This window comes from Winogradskyella sp. 3972H.M.0a.05, assembly GCF_040493455.1.
Classification (GTDB): domain Bacteria; phylum Bacteroidota; class Bacteroidia; order Flavobacteriales; family Flavobacteriaceae; genus Microcosmobacter.
The window spans coordinates 338,039-361,270 of the sequence record NZ_JANFDA010000001.1 but is presented as its reverse complement, the minus strand read 5'-3'; the positions used below and the strand labels follow the sequence as shown (position 1 = coordinate 361,270).

The 23,232-nt window shown below is 35.3% G+C and carries 23 protein-coding genes; 21 read left to right on the top strand and 2 right to left on the bottom strand.

Features of this window, described 5'->3' with window-relative positions; genetic code table 11:
- The first annotated feature begins 190 nt into the window (after positions 1-190).
- Positions 191-706, top strand: a complete 516-nt coding sequence (locus tag NCE97_RS01615) for an OmpH/Skp family outer membrane protein (RefSeq protein ID WP_353777123.1) — start codon at positions 191-193, stop codon at positions 704-706.
- Positions 707-733: 27 nt separating this feature from the next.
- On the opposite strand, the gene NCE97_RS01610 is transcribed toward NCE97_RS01615, so the two are convergent.
- Positions 734-1,897, bottom strand: a complete 1,164-nt coding sequence (locus NCE97_RS01610; protein ID WP_353777122.1) for a DNA polymerase III subunit — start codon at positions 1,895-1,897, stop codon at positions 734-736.
- Positions 1,898-1,995: 98 nt separating this feature from the next.
- Between NCE97_RS01610 and NCE97_RS01605 the strand changes: the two genes are divergently transcribed.
- Genes NCE97_RS01605 through NCE97_RS01590 form a run of 4 tightly spaced genes read left to right on the top strand, consistent with a single transcriptional unit; the run spans position 1,996 to position 6,846 of the window.
- Positions 1,996-3,060, top strand: a complete 1,065-nt coding sequence (locus NCE97_RS01605) for a DUF2652 domain-containing protein (protein ID WP_353777121.1) — start codon at positions 1,996-1,998, stop codon at positions 3,058-3,060.
- Between the two features lie 6 nt (positions 3,061-3,066).
- Positions 3,067-4,254, top strand: coding sequence for a phosphoglycerate kinase (locus tag NCE97_RS01600; protein WP_353777120.1), 1,188 nt, complete (start codon positions 3,067-3,069; stop codon positions 4,252-4,254).
- A gap of 48 nt (positions 4,255-4,302) precedes the next feature.
- Complete coding sequence (locus tag NCE97_RS01595) at positions 4,303-5,844, top strand: lytic transglycosylase domain-containing protein (protein WP_353777119.1); 1,542 nt, start codon at positions 4,303-4,305, stop codon at positions 5,842-5,844.
- Between the two features lie 21 nt (positions 5,845-5,865).
- Positions 5,866-6,846 (top strand): DUF4837 family protein, encoded by a 981-nt coding sequence (locus tag NCE97_RS01590; RefSeq protein WP_353777118.1) that lies wholly within the window; start codon positions 5,866-5,868, stop codon positions 6,844-6,846.
- A 49-nt stretch (positions 6,847-6,895) separates the two neighbouring features.
- Here the strand turns inward: NCE97_RS01590 and tatA are convergent, their stop codons facing one another.
- The gene (gene tatA / locus NCE97_RS01585) at positions 6,896-7,075 is read right to left on the bottom strand and encodes a twin-arginine translocase TatA/TatE family subunit (protein ID WP_353777117.1); all 180 of its coding nucleotides are present in this window, start codon (positions 7,073-7,075) and stop codon (positions 6,896-6,898) included.
- Between the two features lie 115 nt (positions 7,076-7,190).
- Between tatA and NCE97_RS01580 the strand changes: the two genes are divergently transcribed.
- The 16 genes from NCE97_RS01580 (at position 7,191) to cysN (ending at position 23,231) form a co-directional block, all read left to right on the top strand.
- Positions 7,191-8,054, top strand: a complete 864-nt coding sequence (locus NCE97_RS01580; RefSeq protein ID WP_353777116.1) for a M23 family metallopeptidase — start codon at positions 7,191-7,193, stop codon at positions 8,052-8,054.
- Positions 8,055-9,557 (top strand): GH3 auxin-responsive promoter family protein, encoded by a 1,503-nt coding sequence (locus tag NCE97_RS01575; protein ID WP_353777115.1) that lies wholly within the window; start codon positions 8,055-8,057, stop codon positions 9,555-9,557.
- A 28-nt stretch (positions 9,558-9,585) separates the two neighbouring features.
- Positions 9,586-11,274, top strand: a complete 1,689-nt coding sequence (locus NCE97_RS01570; protein WP_353777114.1) for a DUF6909 family protein — start codon at positions 9,586-9,588, stop codon at positions 11,272-11,274.
- An 8-nt stretch (positions 11,275-11,282) separates the two neighbouring features.
- The gene (locus tag NCE97_RS01565) at positions 11,283-12,341 is read left to right on the top strand and encodes a hypothetical protein (RefSeq protein WP_353777113.1); all 1,059 of its coding nucleotides are present in this window, start codon (positions 11,283-11,285) and stop codon (positions 12,339-12,341) included.
- Positions 12,331-13,383, top strand: coding sequence for a dTDP-glucose 4,6-dehydratase (rfbB, locus tag NCE97_RS01560; protein WP_353777112.1), 1,053 nt, complete (start codon positions 12,331-12,333; stop codon positions 13,381-13,383). Before NCE97_RS01565 ends, rfbB begins: the two co-directional genes overlap by 11 nt.
- 6 nt (positions 13,384-13,389) lie before the next feature.
- Positions 13,390-14,247: a glucose-1-phosphate thymidylyltransferase RfbA gene (rfbA, locus tag NCE97_RS01555; protein WP_353777111.1), complete on the top strand. Its 858-nt coding sequence runs from the start codon at positions 13,390-13,392 to the stop codon at positions 14,245-14,247.
- Positions 14,248-14,254: 7 nt separating this feature from the next.
- Complete coding sequence (gene rfbC / locus NCE97_RS01550; protein WP_353777110.1) at positions 14,255-14,800, top strand: dTDP-4-dehydrorhamnose 3,5-epimerase; 546 nt, start codon at positions 14,255-14,257, stop codon at positions 14,798-14,800.
- Positions 14,797-15,669: a dTDP-4-dehydrorhamnose reductase gene (gene rfbD, locus NCE97_RS01545; RefSeq protein ID WP_353777109.1), complete on the top strand. Its 873-nt coding sequence runs from the start codon at positions 14,797-14,799 to the stop codon at positions 15,667-15,669. Before rfbC ends, rfbD begins: the two co-directional genes overlap by 4 nt.
- Positions 15,670-16,788: a GDP-mannose 4,6-dehydratase gene (gmd, locus tag NCE97_RS01540; RefSeq protein ID WP_353777108.1), complete on the top strand. Its 1,119-nt coding sequence runs from the start codon at positions 15,670-15,672 to the stop codon at positions 16,786-16,788. It begins immediately after the preceding gene.
- A 202-nt stretch (positions 16,789-16,990) separates the two neighbouring features.
- Positions 16,991-18,157 carry an SGNH/GDSL hydrolase family protein gene (locus NCE97_RS01535; RefSeq protein WP_353777107.1) on the top strand — a complete coding sequence of 389 codons (1,167 nt, stop codon included), beginning with the start codon at positions 16,991-16,993 and terminating at the stop codon, positions 18,155-18,157.
- A 4-nt stretch (positions 18,158-18,161) separates the two neighbouring features.
- Positions 18,162-19,205, top strand: a complete 1,044-nt coding sequence (locus NCE97_RS01530; RefSeq protein WP_353777106.1) for a GDP-L-fucose synthase family protein — start codon at positions 18,162-18,164, stop codon at positions 19,203-19,205.
- Complete coding sequence (gene cysQ / locus NCE97_RS01525) at positions 19,198-19,989, top strand: 3'(2'),5'-bisphosphate nucleotidase CysQ (RefSeq protein WP_503065163.1); 792 nt, start codon at positions 19,198-19,200, stop codon at positions 19,987-19,989. Before NCE97_RS01530 ends, cysQ begins: the two co-directional genes overlap by 8 nt.
- A 5-nt stretch (positions 19,990-19,994) precedes the next feature.
- Positions 19,995-20,447 (top strand): DUF2061 domain-containing protein, encoded by a 453-nt coding sequence (locus tag NCE97_RS01520; protein WP_353777104.1) that lies wholly within the window; start codon positions 19,995-19,997, stop codon positions 20,445-20,447.
- Positions 20,444-21,046, top strand: a complete 603-nt coding sequence (gene cysC, locus NCE97_RS01515) for an adenylyl-sulfate kinase (RefSeq protein WP_353777103.1) — start codon at positions 20,444-20,446, stop codon at positions 21,044-21,046. The genes NCE97_RS01520 and cysC overlap by 4 nt, the downstream gene beginning before the upstream one ends.
- Positions 21,039-21,944 carry a sulfate adenylyltransferase subunit CysD gene (gene cysD / locus NCE97_RS01510; RefSeq protein WP_353777102.1) on the top strand — a complete coding sequence of 302 codons (906 nt, stop codon included), beginning with the start codon at positions 21,039-21,041 and terminating at the stop codon, positions 21,942-21,944. The genes cysC and cysD overlap by 8 nt, the downstream gene beginning before the upstream one ends.
- A gap of 33 nt (positions 21,945-21,977) precedes the next feature.
- Positions 21,978-23,231: a sulfate adenylyltransferase subunit CysN gene (gene cysN, locus NCE97_RS01505; protein ID WP_353777101.1), complete on the top strand. Its 1,254-nt coding sequence runs from the start codon at positions 21,978-21,980 to the stop codon at positions 23,229-23,231.
- Position 23,232 lies beyond the last annotated feature (1 nt).

Here is a 23,232-nt window from a genome sequence, read left to right as displayed (position 1 = left end):
ATAGCCTAGCCTTAAAACTATTTATAAAGGAATTTATATTGACCAAAAAATAAAGCGGCTTAAAACGCTTTATTTTAAGTTGTTTTTCATAGATTATTTTTATTGTGTTATTTTTTCACATAAATTTTATCTATTAAGGAAATATTTTGATATAGATTGGTACATTTGCCAAAATTTACAATACGAAACAATGAAAAGACTGATTATACTTTCGGCATTAATTTTAACAGTAACATCTTGTCAAGAACAAGCAAAAATTGGTTTTGTTGACAACGGAAAAGTAATTAACGATTATCAGGCAAAAATTGATATCGAAGAAAAATACAAAGTCAAAGAAGAAGCTTACAAAAGAAAAACCGACAGTGTTGGTCAAGCTTATAATTTAGATTTACAGGCAATGCAAGTAAAGCTAAAAAATGCTTCAGCTAGAAAACAGCAAGAAGAATCACAGCAGTTCAGCCAAAAATGGCAAATCGTTCAACAACAACTTCAGTTTGAGCAACAACAAATGCAACAAGCGTTTAATGTTGAAATAGATTCAGCAATAATTAAAATGAACGACTTTGTAAAAGACTATGGAAAGAAAAATGGTTTCACCTATATTCTTGGAAGTAATCAAGCAGGAAGCGTTTTATATGGAGATGACACTAACGATCTTACCCAAGTCATTACAGATGCGCTAAATGAAGCTTACAAAAAAGAGTAACCTTTATTTTAATACAATAGAATTAAGTCAGGCGAGAGTCTGACTTTTTTTATGCAGTAATCGAGTCAGTTTAATCGATAAATCAGTAAGGATGATTTTTGAATTGCCATTGCGCTCAATATGGTAAATAGCGTTTTGCAATTCTTCGGAGATTTCAAGAATATTTCCCTCATGTACAAAAGGCGCAAACTTTTCTAGCTTAAAATCTTTCGATTTCGTTTCTAAATAAATCAAGTCTTCAGCACCATAATTCAAAAGTAAAGCCTGCCTGAAAAAGACAATACAAAAATGTAAAAACTGCTTTTGAGTTTCGCGACCAGTCTTGGCAATTTCCTCGCTCCAGGAAATAAGATCATGGATGGCACTCTTATTGCCTCTTGCTTTAAATGCAGAACGAACCCAATAGACAAACCACTCTTCAAACTGTAAATCCTCACTATCCTGATAGACCAAATCACAAGCCTTATTGTAATTCCCATTGGCTTGATGTGCAATTTTTGCAGCTACAGATTCCTCTAAGTCGTATTGTTTCATAAGACCTTTGGCAATATCTGCTTCAGCTAAAGGAGGAAAATGTAAAGCTTGGCATCGAGAACGGATAGTACCAATAATCTGTTCTTCATCTTCAGCAATGAGAATGAAAATCGTTTTTTCTGGCGGTTCTTCAATAAGTTTTAAAAGCTTGTTTGCAGAAGCAATGTTCATTTTTTCTGCCATCCAAATGAGCATTACTTTATAACCACCTTCATAAGATTTTAAAGACAAAGCCTTTACAATATCATGAGCTTCATCGACACCGATCTGCCCTTGTTTATTGTCTACACCAAGGAGTTGATACCAGTCAAATAAGTTTCCATAAGGCTGTTGGTCAAGGAGTTGGCGCCATTCTTCCAAAAAATGACTAGAGACAGGATGCTTCTTCACTTTATCATTTGTAGTTACCGGAAAAGCAAAATGTAAATCGGGATGCGAAAACGTTTTGAACTTAATATTGCACGCTTCATTCCCAGAATTATTCTCACCATTGGTATTGCTACAAAGAATATATTGAGCATATGCTATAGCCATTGGCAGTGTTCCTGAACCTTCGGGACCAACAAACAATTGAGCATGAGGAATACGCCCTAATTCAACACTCTTTACTAGGTGTTTTTTGATATGTTCTTGTCCTAAAATTTCCGAAAATAGCATTCAACAAATATAGTTCATGTTTTTAACATTGTATTGTTATTTTGTAACTTCAAATCCATGTATTTTTATAGTACAATGTATTAACCTTTAGAACCAGAATGGCTAAAAATGCGCTTCTTTTTATACCAGATATTTCTGGATTTACAGAATTTGTACATCATACAGCAATAAACCATAGTCAGCATATTATTTCTGAATTGCTAGAGTTGCTCTTAGATCAGAACAACACAGGATTGGAGCTTGCCGAAATCGAAGGCGATGCGCTTTTCTTCTACAAGCTTATTGATAAACCTAATGAAGCAGAAATAAGACAACAGGTAGAAGATATGTATCTGGCATTTCATAAACATTTAAAACGGTACGAATACGAACGTATTTGTCAATGTGGCGCTTGTTCTTCAGCATATAACCTGAGTCTAAAGTTCGTTGTGCATCACGGAGAGATAGAGTTCATTAATGTGAAAGACACAAGTAAACCGTATGGCAGTAGTGTAATTCAGGTACACAGACTTCTTAAGAATGACATCAAAGTAAAAGAATATGCACTGTTGACGGAAAACGTCTCTTCAATCAAGGAAGGCGCAAAGACCTTAACGGCAACTTATGATTTTGGAAATATTACATTTACGTATTCTAATTTGGATTCGCTTAAACTAAAACTTCCTGAAGTGCCTCCGATTCCAGATGATGTACCAAAGCATAAGGTTTTTGATCAGACAGAAGTCATTGAACTTCCAATACTCGACTTGTATGAAGTTATTAGCAATTTCGATTATCGACTGCTTTGGACAAAAGGAATTGATAGGCTAGAATATGAGAAAAATAAAGTGAACAGAGCAGGACAAAAGCATAAGTGTCTTATCAATAAAAATCAAGAAGTCCTGCAAACGACTGTAAAAAAGAAAGTAGAGAAAAACCAAATGGTTTATGGCGAATCTACACAAGAAATTCCGTTTACTAAAAGAGTGAATATATATTACGTTCTAGAAGAATTAGATAATGGCAAAACGAAAATTAATATTGAAATTTTTGCAGATCTAAAACCGATAGGATTTATTATGAAGCCCTTCATGAAAAAAAACTTTAGAAAAGTTATTTCAGAAAACATTAAAGAACTTATTTTGCTAATCGATTCAGGATTTAGTTTAGACCAAAAAAATTAACCGCAAATGCAAACGATTGACAATTTCAATTTTGAAAATAAAAAAGCCCTAATTCGAGTAGATTTTAATGTTCCTTTAGACGATAATTATAAGGTTACAGACAACACAAGAATTGTTGCAGCTAAGCCTACGATTATCAAGATTCTTGAAGATGGAGGCAGCTGTGTACTAATGTCGCATCTAGGTAGGCCAAAAGGTGTACAAGAAGAGTTTTCTCTTCGTCATATTGTCAATGCAGTAGAAGATGTATTGGGTGTTGAGGTCTTATTTTCGGGCAATTGTATAGGTTCGGAAGCAGAGCAAATGGCTGAAAACCTAAAACCAGGTCAGATTTTATTGCTCGAAAACCTTCGTTTTCATGAGGAAGAAAAGCAAGGCGATGAGGCCTTCTCCGAAAAGCTATCACGACTTGGTGATATCTATGTGAATGATGCCTTTGGGACAGCACACAGAGCGCATGCGTCAACCACAGTAGTTGCTAAATTCTTTGATAGCAACAAATGTTTCGGCTATCTATTAGCAAAAGAAATAGAGAGCATTAAAAAAGTAATGGAGTCTGGCGAAAAGCCGGTAACGGCAATACTTGGAGGCGCCAAAGTATCTTCAAAAATTACCATAATCGATAATATTCTAGACGCTATTGACCACTTAATCATTGGTGGCGGAATGGCATATACGTTTATTAAAGCCCAAGGTGGAAGCATTGGTAATTCCCTGGTTGAAGACGATAAACAACAATTAGCCTTAGATATTTTGGAGCAAGCAAAGGCTAAAAATGTTCAAGTGCATTTACCTGTAGATGTCATTATAGCAGATGCTTTTAGTAATGATGCACATACAGATACTTCAGATATAAATGCTATTCCAGATGGTTGGATGGGGTTAGACGTAGGACCAAACTCAGAAGGCTTATTTGCACAAGTGATTTCTGACTCTAAGACGATATTATGGAATGGACCTTTAGGCGTTTTTGAGATGGATAACTTCGCTAAAGGTACAATAGCATTAGGCTATGCTATTGCAAATGCGACTGAAGATGGTGCATTTTCTTTAGTTGGAGGAGGAGACTCAGTAGCTGCCGTTAAGCAATTTGGGTTTCAGGATAAAGTAAGTTATGTAAGTACTGGAGGTGGTGCTATGTTAGAAAGCTTGGAAGGAAAGACCTTGCCTGGAATTGCAGCTATTTTAGAATAGATATAATGATTTTGGTGTTTAGACCGTTGTTAGATAAATAATAAAGAGATGATTCATAAAAACTTCATTTTTATTTTTGCTTTGTGTTTTTCTTTCATGGTTGGTCTTGCCCAAGAAAAATCTACAGACACTATTCTTGATGGTAAAAAAGTAGTTCCAAAAGTGATAGAACCTGTTAAGGATTCAACCAAATTAAAATCATTAGAAGATCATCCTTTAGCTAAAGAGATTGATGAAAAATGGCTCGAAGAACTTTATAGCACTTCGCTATTTGATACCATTTACAAGGAAGTTACCGAACTAAAATACGATGAGGTTTACCTGCCGGAATTGCCTACAGATACTCTAAAAGCAAGACTTGCTGAACTCAATGCGAGAACCCCTTTTAATGTTGAATACAATCCTTCTTTAGAAAGCGTAATAAAACGCTTTTTGAAACATCGCAGGAAGTATTTTGAAAAGATGATGGGATTGAGTCATTACTACTTTCCTATGTTTGAAAGAGAGTTTGACAACTACAACATTCCTCTAGAAATGAAGTATTTGGCTATTGTAGAATCAGCCTTAAAACCAAGAGCAAGATCTAGAGTAGGCGCAACAGGACTCTGGCAATTCATGTTTACAACAGGGAAGATGTACGATTTGGGTGTGAGTAGTTATGTAGACGAAAGAAGTGACCCGATTCGATCGACAGAATCCGCAGCCAAATACCTAGCGAAGCTCTATGAAATTTTTGGCGACTGGGACCTCGCCTTGGCTGCATATAACTCAGGGCCAGGGAATGTAAGTAAAGCCATTCGAAGATCGGGAGGCTATCAAAATTATTGGAACATAAGACATAACCTACCAAGAGAGACAGCAGGATATGTGCCAGCATTCTTAGCCACTATGTATATTTTTGAATTTGCTGAAGAGCACGGTTTTAGACCCGAAAAACCACAATTCAATTATATAGAAACAGATACCGTTTTGGTTAAACAAATGATCACGCTCGATCAGGTTTCAGAAGCTACAGGAGTTAAGATTGAAGAACTTCAGTTTTTAAACCCGTCATACAAACTAGATATTATTCCTAAAATAAAGGACAAAAAATACACATTACGTTTACCAAGAGAAGCGATTGGTCTTTTTGTAAATAACGAGGATTCCATCTATGCGTTTGCTAAAGCAGAATTTGATAAACGAGAAAAACCACTTCCGCAATTTTTTGACACAGATTCTAGAATTAGATACAGAGTTAAAAGTGGCGATTATCTTGGGAAAATAGCCAGACGTTATGGTGTAAGAGTAAGCCAGATAAAACGCTGGAATGGACTTAGAAGTAATAAACTTAGAATAGGACAACGCCTTACCATTTACCCAAGAAACCCTTCAGCAGCAAAGCCAAAACCTGCTACAACCAAGACGACCAAAACAAAGAAAAAGCCTGTAGATCCAACAGGAAAGAAAACCTATATCGTGCAAAAAGGAGACTCACTTTGGAGCATTTCTCAAAAATTTCCAGGAGTTTCTGTTCAAAATATCAGAGATTGGAACGATATTAGTGGTAATAAGCTTAAAATAGGAATGACCTTGATCGTTTCAAATTAAGTTAAACCAACAATAAAACTCATGAAAACAATAAAAACAGCAGTATTAGCTATTACGTTTTTGGCTTTTGGGTGTGGAGACGGCTCAACAGGACAACGCGTGCTACCGAGTTCATCAGGTAATATCAACAGCCTCAATGTAGTTATTGATAATTTACTTTGGGAAAACCAAGTAGGGGAAACCATCCGAAATGTTTTAGGCGCTCCAGTGGAAGGACTACCACAAAACGAACCGCTTTATTCTATGCGACAAATGCCACCTCAAGTATTTAGTGGCTTTGCAAGAAATAATAGAACCGTCTTAAAGGTAGAAAAAGGGAAGCCTGCTTCAATTTCTGTTGAGAACGATGTATATGCTAGACCACAATTAGTAATTACAGTATCAGGAAATACTAATGCTGAAATCATAGACCAAATAAATACCAATGCGAATAAGCTTATAGATGCTTTTGAAAAAGAAGAGCTCAAAGAAAAGCAGCGTAGAATAGGATTGTCTGTAAAGAATGATAAGGATATTGAAGACGCTTTAGGTATTAGTCTTAGAATTCCTTCAGCATATAGAATAGCAAAACAAGATGATAAGTTCTTCTGGATAAGAAAAACTACTTCCAAAAAAGGCACTATAGATATTATGCTTTATGAGCTTCCGCTAGATGCCATTAGAAAAGGTGATAGTGCGGTTGTCGATATTGTTAAAGCAAGAAATGCAATGGGCGAAGCACATATACATGGCGAAAATGAAGGATCTTATATGATTACCGAGACGGCATATGCACCATATATTTATGAAACCATATTGGACAATAAACCGACTTTAGAAACCAAAGGTATTTGGGACATGAAAAAGGATTGGATGTCTGGACCGTTCATAAACTATGCTATTGAAGATAAAATAAACAACAGATATGTTGTACTAGAAGGGTATGCATACGCACCTTCAGTAAAAAAGCGAGACTACATGTTTGAGCTAGAAGCCATACTCAAATCGGTAAAAGTCAAATAAAAAAAGCCAACATTTAATGTTGGCTTTTTTGTTATAAGTTTTTGAACTTTTATTCTTTTTCTTCAGGCTTGTTGTCGTCCTTGCTGGCATCTTTAAATTCTTTGATACCACTTCCTAATCCACGCATTAATTCAGGAATTTTTTTACCTCCAAAAAGTAATAAGATTGCAACAACAATCAATACAATTTGCCAAGGTCCCATAGCCAAAAATATACTCAATGAAATCATAACATCTAATTTGAGCGACAAAGTTAATAATTAAAGCTGAATAAAAGCGTTTTCAAGTAAACTTTAGGATTCTTCCACTAGGATGTACATACATTTTGGTTAATTTTGTTGGGCAATGTCAAATAAGAAAAAAGAACGAAAATTAGCAAAAAAGCTGCTCCACAAGTATCGTTTGGTGATCCTCAATGAAGATACTTTTGAAGAACGGTTTGCTATAAAACTAACACGATTAAATGTGTTTGTGCTGACATCAATTTCGGCAATCTTATTGATCATATTAACGACATTGCTCATTGCATTTACACCATTACGAGAATACATACCTGGATACGCCTCCACCTCATTAAAGAGAAAAGCAAACGAGCTAAATACAAAAACCGATTCGTTGCAAAAAGCCATGCTAATGAATGAGCGTTATTTAGCATCAATTAAAAGCGTGCTTACTGGAGAGGTAAAAACAGAAGACTTCAATAGAGACTCTATTTTAAAAGCTGCTAGGCAAGACATAGATTTTAGTCAGGTACTTCCAAATCGACAAGATTCGCTTCTAAGAGAGAAGGTTGATAAAGAAGACAAATACAATCTGTTTGAAGACAATAATACAGCCAATTTTGTTTTGTTTCCACCAGTAAATGGAGCCATATCCGAGGCTTACAATTTAGAGGAAAAACACTATGCCGTAGATATCGTTGTGCCTGTAGATACACCTGTTAAAGCTACGGCAGACGGTACTGTAATTTTTGCCGAATGGACCATGGAAACAGGTTATGTAATGATTATAGAGCATAGCCAGGAATTAATATCGGTTTACAAACACAATGCTTCCCTTACTAAAACACAAGGAGATTTGGTAAAAGCAGGAGAAGTTATAGCCATGGCTGGCAATTCTGGGCAGTTTAGCACGGGACCACACCTTCACTTCGAATTATGGAGCAAAGGTTATCCTGTAAATCCAACCAACTTTATAGATTTTGAATAAATGTTTTCAATAAAATCTGCACTAGCCAAACCTTTCGCTAAACGCGTTTATAAGAAAATTCAAAAATGGGCAAAACATCCTGTAAAAACCCAGGAGAAAGTTTTTCAAGAACTTATTAGTAGTGCAGCCGTTACACAGTTTGGAAAAGATCACGATTTTGTTAGCATTAACAATCATGATGATTTTGTGAAAAGAGTTCCCGTAAGAGATTATGAAGCATTAAGACCATATGTAGATAAAGTTGTAAAAGGAGAAGACGATATACTCTGGAAAGGCAAGCCGATATATTTTGCAAAAACCTCTGGAACAACCTCAGGGGCAAAATATATTCCTATTACTAAAGAAAGCATGCCTAGTCATATTGAAGCAGCTAGAAATGCTATCCTGATGTATATCTATGAAACAGGAAATGTAAAGTTTGTAGATGGTAAGATGATTTTTTTACAAGGAAGCCCAATTCTAGAATCGCAGAATGGCGTGAAACTTGGCAGACTATCAGGGATTGTTGCGCATTATGTCCCAAAGTATTTGCAAAAAAATAGAATGCCTTCATGGGAAACGAATTGTATTGAAGATTGGGAGACCAAAGTAGATGCTATTGTTGAAGAGACCCTACCAGAAAACATGACTATAATTTCTGGAATTCCCTCTTGGGTTCAAATGTATTTTGAACGCTTACAGCAAAAAACTGGGAAAAATGTAGGCGATATCTTTAAAAACTTTAAGCTATTTATTTTTGGAGGTGTAAACTACGAACCCTACAGGGCAAAGTTTGAAAACCTTATTGGAAGAAAGGTAGATAGTATAGAATTATATCCAGCTAGCGAAGGCTTTTTTGCGTTTCAGGATAAGCAAAACGAAAAAGGAATGCTGCTGCAATTGAATTCAGGAATATTCTATGAGTTCATCAAAGCAGAAGAGTTCTTTGAGGAGAATCCAAAACGAATAACTATAAAAGATGTTGAGGTAGGAGTTAATTATGTCATGATTATTTCTACTAATGCTGGGCTTTGGGCTTATAATATTGGAGATACAGTTGAGTTTACGTGTACAGACCCCTATAGAGTGATCGTCTCTGGACGTATAAAACACTTTATTTCTGCATTTGGAGAACACGTTATTGGAAAAGAAGTAGAACAAGCTTTAAAAGAAGCGACAGAAGGATCGAAGATTAGTATAAACGAGTTTACAGTAGCACCTCAAATCAATCCCGGAGAAGGATTGCCTTATCATGAATGGTTAATAGAGTTTTCTGAAGAGCCAGAAGACATTTCAACACTAGCGACGAAAATCGATGAATCGTTACAAAAACAAAACAGCTATTACTATGACCTTATTGAAGGCAAAGTTTTGCAGCAGTTAAAGATTACGTCAATCAAAGAAAAAGGATTTCAAGATTATATGAAATCAATAGGTAAGCTTGGCGGTCAAAATAAGATTCCACGATTATCCAATGACAGGAAGATTGCGGACATTCTGTATCAAAAAAATTTAATCAAATAATAGTATATTTGCTGGCTAAAGACTGAAAATGAGTTATTCTAAACATCGAGGAAGAACGAGAGCACAAGAGAGCTCAAATGCTATTGAGAGAATGTACGTTACGATGAGACACCTGTTCAACAGAGGGTTTTATAAACCCATGGGTGTTTCAGGAGAAACTCTTAGAGAAGCACTCTTATTACTACGTCCAGAAATTTACGGATCTATTGCTGAGGAAAAAGCAGAGCTAGAAGGACTACTTTATGTTATAGACAGATTACCAGACGGCATCGAAGAATGTAGTTTCATTAACCTTACTAGCGATGAAGGCTATTCAGATTCTCACTTCAAACCCATTATTCCGCCAAAGCGTCGCCGTAATTGTTATCGTATAGATGACGAACAGATGAATATTGAGATTACACGCGGACGTTCAGAAATCTATGATATCCTTACTCACCTCACCTTTTTATTTGTTGAATCCCATAAAATAGCCAACAAGGTTGTTATTAATGAAAATGGTGAAACAACTAGAGATTGGGTAAAATTGGAGGAAGCTGTTAACACCAAAAAGCTAACTCAACAACAGAGAGAGGTGGCTATAACTCACACGGCAAATATTCTTGGCAGAACGTTTAATGAGTTAAAGGAAGCATATCCAAATTTTGCAACCAAGGAAAAGCCAGAACGATTACTGCATATTATTTATTGGCTTGGAAAATTAGCGATAGCTGAAGTCACAAATAAAGACAAAAGGACCATTACATTTAGTCCAGTACTTAGAGAGCGACTAGGGCATCATATTCATGGCGAGATTTGGGCTGACCATATCAAAAAACAATTGAGCGACAATGAACTGTTGAACCGCCCTATTCATATTATTAGTGCTAATATGCACAGTGTAATGAATACGCTTTTTGCACCATCAATATCCTCACCTCAAACCAAGAGCAAAGACATTTTTGAAGTTTATGAAGCCATTAGCAAACCAGAAAATGATACGCTACGCAATAAAGTGAACAAAGAAGCGTTGCAAAGAGGAATGCTTTACATAAAAGACACTTCAGGAACCAACATAAATGTTCAAATTTTTGATACTTCCAAAGTCGATTTTTCAAGAACCGATATCAAAGCCGATACCAAGTTTATTGAAGAAGAGAAACCAGTAATCATTGTTATGGATTACGCTTTTGGAGAGCAAGCTTACGAAACTATTGATGAGCTTTTAAAACCGGTTACTGTAAAAGGGAAGAAAGTCTACTTAAATGTAGGTTCAATTTCCATAATGGGTAAAGCAGGTATTTTAGAAGGAGGTAAAGGAGACATTATGATTCCTTCAGCACATATTTTTGAAGGTACAGCAGACAACTATCCTTTCAAAAATGAGTTGAATAAGGAAGATTTAGAAGGCAAAGGTGTGGATGTATACGAAGGATCAATGATAACCGTATTGGGTACCTCATTGCAGAATAAAGATATCTTGAAGTTTTTCTATGATTCTACATGGAATGTGATAGGATTAGAAATGGAAGGGGCGCATTATCAAAAAGCAATCCAAGCAGCTTCTAAAGTGAGAGGGAGTATTAATGAAGACGTAAAAGTAAGGTATGCCTATTATGCTAGTGATAATCCTTTAGAGACAGGAAGCACATTAGCATCGGGAGGTTTAGGAACCTCTGGTGTAAGACCTACATATTTAATAACAAGAACAATTCTAGAACAAATATTTAATAACTAACCATAGCTATGAGTGAAAATTTATCCCCTAACCAAAACAATAATGAAGAAGTAGATTTAGGGCAATTATTTAGTGCAATAGGAAACCTATTCGAGAGATTATTTAGGTTTATAGGAGGAATTTTTAAATCTCTTTTTTCTGCGCTTATTTATGTGCTTAAGACTATAATAATAAATACCAAATTAATTGTTATTGTATTAGCCATTGCTGCAATTGGTGGGTATGCTTTAGACAAAATAAAACCAGATGTTTATAGTTCTAAAATGGTAGTTAGACCATATTTCGACACTAAATATCAGTTGATTGATAACATAGAATATTTTAATGCTTTAATTGATGGGGAAAACTACGGGGCTTTATCCAAAATATTCTCTATTTCTGAAGAAGATGTCGAAAAAATAAAAACCTTTGAAATTGAAATAGGTCCTGAAACAGAAAATGATCAAATTGTTAAGTACGATCAGTTTATAAAATCTATTGATAGCACTAGAGGGGCGGAAATTTCTTTTGATGATTTTATAGAAAACAGAAACTTATACTCAGGAGATATTTTTGAAATTTTAGTTGAATCAACCAAGAGCGATATATTCAGAGACTTAGAAGGGGGGCTCAATTCTGCTTTTGCCAATGAATATTCAGAAACCAAGATGCGAAAAAGAGACTCTTTAATCGCAATCCAAAAGGAGAATATTTTAGAGTCTATTGAAGAAGTTGAAAGACTACAAGAATTTTATATTAATGTTCTCGAGGAGGAATCGAAATCTGGTGATTCAAAGTATACATTTGGAGAAAACCTTTCACTTGTGCCTGAGAGCTCAGAAACTAAAGAATACGAATTGCTGAATGAAGAAATTCGATTAAGAAATGAGCTTAGAAAACTAGACGAACGAAAAATTCAAGACGATGTGTTTTTTGATGTCATATCTAGTTTTCAGCAAGTAGGAAATAAGAGTAGTGATATTTTGAAAAGCTACATTTTTCTTATTCCCGTAGCTGCATTAGCCTTGCTAAGTCTTATTTTCCTATTAGGTAGATTAACACACTACGTAAAGAATTATGAAGCGTAAACCAATATTGGTTACAGGAGGAGCTGGTTTTATTGGCTCTCATTTAATAAGGTTGTTAGTTAAAAGCTATCCAGAATATCAAATCTTCAATTTAGATAATCTTACTTATGCAGGTAATCTCGAAAACCTGTCAGACATACAAGGCGAAGCAAATTATACCTTTATTAAGGGCGATATTACCGATGACGTTTTTATAAACAAATTGTTTGAACAATATAAGTTTGAAAGTGTAATTCACTTAGCAGCGGAGTCTCATGTAGACCGTTCTATAGAAGACCCGTTAGCTTTTGTTAAAACAAACATATTAGGCACCTTGAACCTTCTCAATGCTTTCAAATTCCTTTGGAAAGAAGGTTTTAACAACAAACTTTTTTATCATATTTCTACAGATGAGGTATACGGATCTTTAGGTGATGTCGGACTATTTACGGAAGAGACTTCCTATGACCCAAATTCCCCATATTCAGCATCAAAAGCAAGTTCAGACCATTTTGTTAGAGCTTTCGGTGAAACTTATGGGATACCATATGTGATTTCTAATTGCTCAAATAATTATGGGCCAAATCAATTTCCTGAAAAGCTGATTCCATTATTTATCAATAACATTATCAACGAAAAACCTTTACCTGTTTACGGAGATGGAAACTATACTCGGGATTGGCTCTATGTTATTGATCATGCGAGAGCCATAGATTTAGTTTTTCATAACGCCAAAAGAGGAGAAACATACAATATAGGAGGGTTTAATGAATGGAAAAACATTAAATTAGTAGAGCTGCTGTGTGATATAATGGATAAAAAACTGAACAGGACCAGCGGCAGTTCGCAAAAGCTAATTACTTTTGTTAAAGATAGGCCAGGCCATGATTATCGATATGCAATCGACGCCTCCAAAATAAAAGAAGAGCTAGGCTGGACACCATCAGTGAACTTTGAGCAAGGTCTTGAGAAAACAGTTGATTGGTATTTGAGCAATAAAGAATGGTTAGATAATGTTACGTCTGGCGAATACCGAGAATATTATAAAAAACAATATCATTAGATATACATGAAGGGAATAATTTTAGCTGGTGGTTCAGGAACACGCCTGCATCCACTTACATTAGCTGTAAGTAAGCAGCTTATGCCTGTTTTTGACAAACCAATGATTTATTACCCCCTATCTACACTACTATACGCAGGTATAAGAGAGGTTTTAATAATTTCCACACCACAAGACCTTCCGCTTTTCAAAAAATTATTAGGAGACGGAGAAGATTTAGGATGTAAATTCAGCTACGCCACTCAAGAGAATCCCAATGGATTAGCCGAAGCTTTTATCATAGGAGAGGATTTCATAGGCGATGATAAAGTTGCATTAATACTAGGTGATAATATCTTTTATGGTTCAGGATTAGCAAAAATTCTTCAAGAAAATAACAACCCAGAAGGAGGGGTAGTTTATGCATATCATGTTCATGATCCTGAACGCTATGGGGTTGTAGAGTTTAATAGTGAAGGTAAAGTAACATCAATTGAAGAGAAGCCTCAAAACCCGAAATCTAACTTTGCTGTCCCAGGAATATATTTTTATGATAATGAAGTGGTAAGTATAGCAAAGAATATAGAACCTAGCTCTAGAGGAGAACTAGAAATCACCGATGTGAACAAAGAATATTTAAGAAAAGGGCGATTAAAAGTGAGTATCTTAGATAGAGGTACCGCATGGTTAGATACAGGCACATTTGATTCGCTAATGAAAGCCTCTCAGTTTGTTCAAGTAATTGAAGAGCGTCAAGGATTAAAAATAGGAGCAATAGAAGAGGCTGCTTATAAAATGGGATATATATCAAAAGAGCAACTACACAACTTGGCTAAACCTTTTTTAAAAAGCGGGTACGGAAAGCATTTAATGGATTTAAACTAACCTAGGTTTGATAGTAAAAGAAACATATTTAGAAGGATGTTGTGTTATTCAGCCAGATGTAATTAAAGACAAAAGAGGATATTTTTTTGAAAGCTTTAATCAAAAAAAATTTGAAGACAATCTCGGGTTTAAAGTTAATTTTGTCCAAGACAATCAATCAAAATCCTCAAAGGGAGTTTTAAGAGGATTACATTATCAAATAGGAGAATTTGCCCAAGCCAAACTTGTCAAGGTTACCAAAGGAAGAGTATTAGATGTTGCGGTGGATATTAGACCACAGTCAAAGACCTTTGGTAAGTATTTTTCTATAATTTTAGATGATATAGAAAACAAACAGCTATTTGTTCCTAGAGGTTTTGCTCATGGTTTTTTGGTACTAGAAGATGACACTATTTTTTCTTATAAGTGCGATAACTTTTACAATAAAGGTTCAGAAAGAGGAATAATTTATAATGATAAAGAGCTAAGCATTGACTGGGAGTTTAATCATCACGATCTAATATTATCTGAAAAAGATAAATTATTACCCACTTTACAACAAGCAGTGTTATGAAAACTGTTCTGGTAACAGGAGCTGGAGGTCAACTAGGGCAGAGTATAAAAGCTATATCCGATCAATATGGTGTGCTAAATTTCATCTATAGATCTTCAACAGATTTAGATATTACAAATTATGACGAAGTTTCAAGCTTTTTCGATGAAAATGCAATAGACTGGTGTGTAAACTGTGCTGCTTACACAGCTGTAGACAAAGCAGAAACCCAAATTGAGCAAGCATTAAAAATTAATGAGAAGGCGGTAGAGAATCTTGCTCTTACATGCAAAAAGGCTAATTCGAGACTTATTCATATTTCCACAGATTTTGTGTTTGATGGAAGCACCTCAACACCATATTTAGAAAACGATAATGTCAACCCTATAAACAAATACGGAGAGACAAAGTTAAAAGGGGAAGAAGTAATAAGAAAGATATTGTCTCAACATTATATCATAAGAACATCATGGTTATATTCTGAGTTTGGTTCCAACTTTATGAAAACCATGATAAAGTTATCAAGACAAAACAAAACAATTAATGTTGTAAATGATCAGATAGGTACACCCACATATGCCAATAATCTTGCTCAAGTTATTTGTAAGTTCATGATTGAGGATAAGCAAGGGTGGGGCACTTACCACTATAGTAACTTAGGTTCTGTAAGTTGGTATGGTTTTGCCAAAGAAATTTTTTCTTTAACAGGCACTGACATTCAAATAGCACCTGTCTCAACCGAAGAATTCAACACAGCCGCAATTCGACCAAAATATAGCGTTTTGGATAAAACAAAAATTAAAAGATATTTGCAAATTGACATTCCCCACTGGAGAGAAAGCCTTAAGGAATGCATTAGTAATTATTCTCTCATAGAAAACAATAAATAGATGAAAAACAAAGTAGCACTAATAACAGGAGTAACAGGACAAGATGGTGCTTACCTAAGCGAGTTTCTTTTAAAGAAAGATTACATTGTACATGGAATAAAAAGAAGATCGTCGCTTTTTAATACAGATAGAATAGATCACCTGTATCAAGACCCACATGTAGAAAACCAAAACTTCTTTCTGCACTATGGCGACCTTACTGATAGTACTAATTTAATAAGGATAATCCAAGAAGTTAAGCCAGATGAAATTTATAATCTAGCGGCAATGAGCCATGTTCATGTGTCCTTTCAAACACCGGAGTATACAGCAAATGCAGATGGTATTGGGACATTGAGAATATTAGAAGCTGTAAGAATGCTTGGACTAGAAAGTAAGACAAAAATATATCAAGCATCAACATCGGAGCTCTATGGAAAAGTACAAGAAGTGCCACAATCTGAAACAACACCTTTTTACCCTAGAAGCCCATACGGTGTAGCAAAAATATATGCATATTGGATTACTGTCAATTATAGAGAAGCGTACAACATGTTTGCCTGTAATGGCATACTGTTTAATCATGAATCCCCGATAAGAGGAGAAACTTTTGTAACAAGAAAAATTACTAGAGCCACTTCTAGAATAGCCCTTGGTTTACAAGATAAAATGTACTTAGGAAACCTAGATGCAAGGCGAGATTGGGGACATGCAAAGGACTATGTGAGAATGATGTGGATGATATTGCAAGCAGATGAACCCGAAGATTGGGTTATCGCTACAGGGAAAACCACTTCAGTGAGAGATTTTATCAGGATGTGTTTTGATCACATTGGTATTGAACTAGAGTTTAAGGGAGAAGCTGAAAACGAAAAGGCTTATGTAAAGGCGTGCAACAATTCAGAGTATCAATTAGAGACTGGCAAAGAGGTTGTAGCTGTAGATCCAAAATATTATAGACCTACAGAAGTTGACTTACTAATTGGAGACGCTACAAAAGCTAGAGAAAAGCTAGGTTGGATCCCAGAGTATGACCTAGAAGGTTTGGTGGAAGATATGATGAGTGGCGACCTTAAGTTAATGCAGAAGCAACAATACTTAAAGGATGGTGGCTATCAAATAAAGAACTATTTTGAATAAAAGCATTAGATATTATAAGTTTGGCTATATAATACCACTTCTATTTTGCGTCGTTTTTTGTTATTGTCAAAAACCTTCCAATGATATTAAGGCAATAAAATATAAAGGCATTGATAGAACTTTGTCAATATTACAACAGAGTAATAAGGACAACCCTCAAGCTATCAGTATATTATTTTATGGTCAATCCATAATTGGGGGAATGAAAACAGACAGTTTGGTAATTACATTAAGAGAAAAATTTCCTCACACAAACATTTCCTATAAACACAAACCCATAGGAGGGTTTCAAATACCAGACTTAAGCAGAACCGTCTTGCATGATGTTTATCAAGAAAACCCTGATTTAATCATATTTCATGCATATGGAGGTATAGAAGAAGGATTATACGACCAGTTTATAAAAAATATCAGGAATCGATTATCATCAGATATTTTACTACTAGACCACCATTATGTTTGGAATGTGCCTCAAAGAAAGCTGGATAAAATAAATCAAAGCCATGATGAAGATTCAAGGGCCATTAAAGAAATTGCGAAAAAATATTCTTGTGGTTTTGTAAATGTGCGTGAGCAATGGAGAGCTTATATGATAGCCAATAACATAGAGGCAAATGAATTAATGGGAAACACAAAAGACCCAAACGTTCATCCAAATGATAAAGGAAATGAATTACTTAGGAAAATTGTTTTATCTGCATTTGATAACAAACCAAAACAGCTTTACACAATAAGAAAAGATAGCCTAAGAGAATCTTTTTTTATGAATGCCTCAACGTTAAAAGAGAAATTTAAAGTTAATGCCAATTTAGTTGAAATTAAAGGAAAGGGTCAAATAGACACCCCAGTTTTTGAAGTGCTAATTGATGGAAAAAAACCTTCAACAATCAAATCATCATACCATATTAGCAGACCATCGAAGGGATTTCAAAGTTGGATGCCAGCTATCAAGAACATCTCTTTAGGAACAAAATTCCCTCAGGATGAGCAGTGGACAATCACAATTTTCAACATTAATAGAGAAACAAAGACTTACGATTTTAAACTTGAAGGCAGTAAAACAGGTTTTGACGGAAAAGGAAATTCTCGAGAAGACTTCATTTCCAATTCTCAAAGAATAGTTATTAAAAGACAAGACCATAACATATTTAATATCGAAAGAATATTAAAAAACAAGACTCCCGAAGACTATAAAGTTTATTTTGGGGTTGAACAAATAGTAAAGGACACAATCAAGATGCGCAACAGCAAGCAAAAGCATTTAGTACTTAGGACCGATTATTTAGGGAAACATGAAATTTCCCTGAATCTTATAACTGGGAGCTTTCAAGATTTAGAAATTATGACCTTTAAACCGTTTATAAACTGATGTAATGAATAAAGACTCTAAGATTTATGTAGCAGGGCACAGAGGTTTAGTAGGAAGTGCTATTCTAAAAAACCTAAAAGCTAAAGGATATAAAAATATTATTACTAGAACACACAATGAGTTAGATTTGGCTAACCAGTCAGAGGTTGAGTCTTTTTTTTCAATAGAAAAGCCCGACTATGTGTTTTTGGCAGCAGCAAAAGTTGGGGGGATAGTTGCAAACAACACTTACAGAGGAGACTTTATTTATGAAAACATGATGATTCAAAATAATGTCATTCATAATAGCTATCTCAACAAGGTTAAAAAGCTACTTTTTTTGGGAAGCACTTGTATTTACCCAAAAGAATCGCCACAACCAATGAAGGAGGATTACCTGCTTACAGATACTCTAGAATATACCAACGAACCTTATGCTATTGCAAAAATTGCTGGGATAAAGATGTGCGAGAGTTACAACTTACAATATGGCACAAATTTCATTTCGGTGATGCCCACCAACCTTTATGGACCTAATGATAATTTCGATCTCGAAAAATCTCATGTTTTACCAGCGTTAGTTAGAAAAATACACTTAGCAAATTTACTATCGCAAGGCAAAGAGGAGCTAGTACTTGAAGATCTAGAAATGTCAACAATAGAAGAGGCAAAAGATTATCTAAAGTCTTTTGGAGTAACAGAAAAATCGGTTGAAATTTGGGGGACAGGAAATCCTAAAAGAGAATTCTTATGGTCCGAAGATATGGCAGATGCTTGTGTGTTTATTATGGAGCATAGAGATTTTGATGACACGTATTCAAAAGGAGATAAAGAGATTAGAAATACACATATCAATATCGGAACAGGAAAAGAAATTTCAATAAAGCAACTTGCAGAAACTATTAAAGAGGAAATAGGCTTTAAGGGAAATCTTGTCTTTAACACAGATAAACCCGACGGCACAATGAGAAAACTTACAGATGTCACAAAGCTTAATGCTCTTGGGTGGAAACATAAAATTGAATTAGAAGAAGGAATCAAAAAAATTTACAAGTGGTATGTTGAATGATAACTTAGAACTGGCTATCAAGGCCGCAATAGAAGCAGGGCAAGCCATTATGGACATTTATGAAGCTCCATTTGACGTTGAGTACAAGGAGGATGATTCTCCGCTGACCAAGGCAGATAAAGAGTCTAACACCATAATAAATACATATTTAAAACCAACAACTATTCCCATAATTAGTGAAGAAAACAAACAGATTGATTTTGACATAAGAAAAGAATGGAAAACGTGTTGGATAGTTGACCCTGTTGACGGAACCAAAGAATTCATAAAACGGAATGGGGAATTTACTGTTAATATAGCTTTGGTTAAAGAAGGGAATCCACTACTGGGAGTTATTTATGTTCCTGCCACAAAGGAACTTTATTATGCAGATGTTTCTAACAAGCTGGCTAATAAAGTAGTTTTAGAAAACCACGTATTTAATAAAGAAAACATCGTAAAAGCATCTTTACCACTAGAGCCCAGGTCTAATGAAGACATCATTAAGGTAGTTGGAAGTCGCTCGCATATGAACAGCGAAACAAAAGATTTTGTAGATACTTTAAAAGCAAAAGGCTCTGAGGTGGAAATTGTTTCAAAAGGAAGTTCTCTAAAGTTTTGTCTGGTTGCTGAAGGTAAGGCAGATATTTACCCACGATATGCACCAACAATGGAATGGGATACAGCTGCAGGACAAGCTATATGTAACGCTGTAGGTATAAATGTCATATCTAAAGCAACAAACGAGCAATTAACCTACAACAAAGAAAACCTATTAAACCCTTGGTTTTTGGTGTCTAATTAAAGACTATGGCTAAGCTAAAGAAGTCCTCACATATTAGAAGTGTCCTAAAAGGAATTTCTTGGCGTATTATAGCCACGTTAGACACTGTACTGGTTGTACTTTTTATTACCTGTTTAACAGGAGGGTGTAGTCTAGAAAATGCTATTAAGATTGGGGCTTCAGAGTTCTTAATTAAGCTTTTTATTTATTATTTACATGAACGTTTATGGCTACAGATTCTCGGAGGAAGGGCAGTAAGTAATAAGCAAATACTATACAAGACTATTTCATGGAGAGTTATTGCTACCACCACTACCTTTATAATTTCAGGAGTCATTTTAGAAGCATTTGATGAAATAGCATTATATATTGCTCTTACAGAATTATTTACCAAATTTGTATTGTATTACCTGCATGAAAAATTATGGCTCAAACTACCGTTAGGGCGAATAAGGAATTTCATTAAAAAGATGTTATGAGCAAAAACATTATTCCACATTCTTACCAAGTATCAAAAGAAGACAGGCAAATAAAGAATAACCACAATTCTTTTTTATTGTGGTTCACAGGTCTTTCAGGGTCTGGCAAATCAACAATAGCAAATATTGTTGAGCAAAAGCTGTTCGAACAAGGAGTTAAAACGTATTCTTTGGATGGTGATAATATAAGAAAAGGGATAAATCAAGATTTATCTTTTTCACCCGAGGATAGAACAGAAAACATAAGGCGCATTGCTGAAATAGCAAACCTAATGGTAGATGCAGGAATAGTGGTGCTTGCAGCCTTTGTTTCGCCATACAAAAAAGACAGAGATAACATTCGTAGTATTGTTAAAGATGTTAACTTTGTCGAAATTTTTATTAACACAAGCTTGGAAGAATGTGAAAGACGAGATGTAAAAGGTCTTTACAAAAAAGCTAGAGCAGGTGAGATTAAAAATATGACAGGAATTTCTGCGCCATACGAAGTCCCAGAAAACCCTGATATTGAAATTAGAACTGAAGAATATACTGCTGAAGGAGCAGCAAACAATATTGTACAGTTTATACAAGAAAAATTAAAACTCAATAATGAGTAAATACTATTTAAACTACTTAGACGAGCTAGAAAGCGAGGCGATTTTTGTCCTTAGAGAAGTTTGGGCTCAGTTTCAGAATCCTGTAATATTATTTTCAGGAGGAAAAGATTCTATTGTAGTAACACATTTGGCTCGAAAAGCATTCCACCCTTGTAAAATACCTTTTTCATTGATGCATGTCGATACGGGACACAATTTTCCTGAAACAATAGCGTTCAGAGACAACTTGATAAATGAATTGGGCGTTAACCTTATTGTGGGTTCAGTCCAAGAATCTATTGATGAAGGTCGAGTTGCAGAAGAAAAAGGAAAGAATGCTACTAGAAATGCGTTGCAAATTACTACACTTTTAGATGCTATTGAAACTCATAGGGTGGATTGTGCAATTGGAGGAGGTAGAAGAGATGAAGAAAAAGCGAGAGCTAAAGAACGCTTCTTTTCGCATAGAGATGATTTTGGTCAATGGGATCCGAAAAACCAACGCCCAGAACTGTGGAATATTTTCAACGGGAAACATTTCGAAGGAGAACACTTTAGAGCATTTCCTATCAGTAACTGGACAGAAATGGATGTCTGGAACTATATAAACAGAGAGAACATACAAATCCCATCCCTATACTTTGCTCATGAGAGAGAAGTTGTGTGGAGACAAAACTCATGGATTCCAAATTCTGAATTTTTGAACTTAGAGGAGAATGAAGAAGTGCAGGTTAAGAAAATCCGATTTAGAACACTGGGAGATATTACCATTACAGGAGGAATAGAATCAGAAGCAGATACTGTGGAAAAGATTGCTAATGAAGTTTCGGCAATGAGGCAAACAGAACGCGGTAATAGAAGCGATGATAAGCGCTCCGAAACAGCAATGGAAGACCGTAAACGACAAGGGTATTTTTAATCTATTAAACCTCAAATTAAAAGAAAGAGATTTATGCTAGATAATAATCAGCTGTTAAGATTCACCACAGCAGGAAGTGTTGATGACGGAAAGAGCACATTGATAGGGCGTTTGCTATACGATTCAAAATCTATATTTGAAGACCAGCTTGAAGCAATAGAGAATACAAGTAAAAGAAAAGGCCATGATGGTGTTGACCTGGCTCTATTTACTGACGGATTAAGAGATGAACGAGAACAAGGCATTACCATAGATGTAGCATATAGGTACTTTACTACCCCAAAAAGAAAGTTCATTATAGCAGATACACCGGGACATATTCAATACACCAGAAATATGGTTACTGGCGCATCAACAGCAAATGCAGCAATAATTTTAGTTGACGCTAGGCACGGAGTAATAGAACAAACCAAAAGACATTCGTTTATTGCTTCTTTGCTTCAAATTCCGCATGTCATAGTTTGTATCAATAAAATGGATTTGGTTGGTCATTCTGAAGAAGCCTACAATCGAGTTATAGATCAGTTCGAAGAATTTTCTTCTAAGTTATTGGTAAAAGACATTAGATTCATTCCTATTAGCGCATTAAATGGAGATAATGTGGTTAATAGATCTGAAAACATGACCTGGTATCAAGGAGCGCCATTGTTGCACACTTTGGAAACGCTTCATATAAGTAGTGATATCAACAAAGTAGACGCACGTTTTCCAGTACAGACAGTATTGAGACCACAAAGTGAAGATCATAGAGATTATAGAGGATATGCAGGGAGAATGGCTAGTGGAGTTTTAAGACCAGGAGATGAAATTACAGTAATGCCTTCTGGTTTCACATCTCAAATCAAAACAATAGACACCTTCAAAGGACAAGTAAACGAAGCCTTTGCGCCTATGTCTGTTACTATAACTTTAGAAGACGATATAGATGTTGGTCGAGGAGATATGATTGTAAGGTCAAATAATAAGCCAGAAGCATCTCAAGATATTGAAGTAATGCTGTGTTGGTTACACAATGATGCTGCTAAACCTAGGGCAAAGTATAGCATAAGGCATACTTCAAATGACCAAAAGGCAATGATAAAAGAAGTGGTTTATAAGTATGATATCAATACTTTAGAAAGACAATCTGATGACAAGGAGCTTAAGATGAACGATATCTCTAAAGTTAGAATAAGAACAACAAAACCATTAATGATTGATTCTTATAGAGAAAACAGAACAACAGGAAGTATTATTTTAGTTGACGATACAACTAATGAAACTGTTGCTGCCGGGATGATTGTTTAAT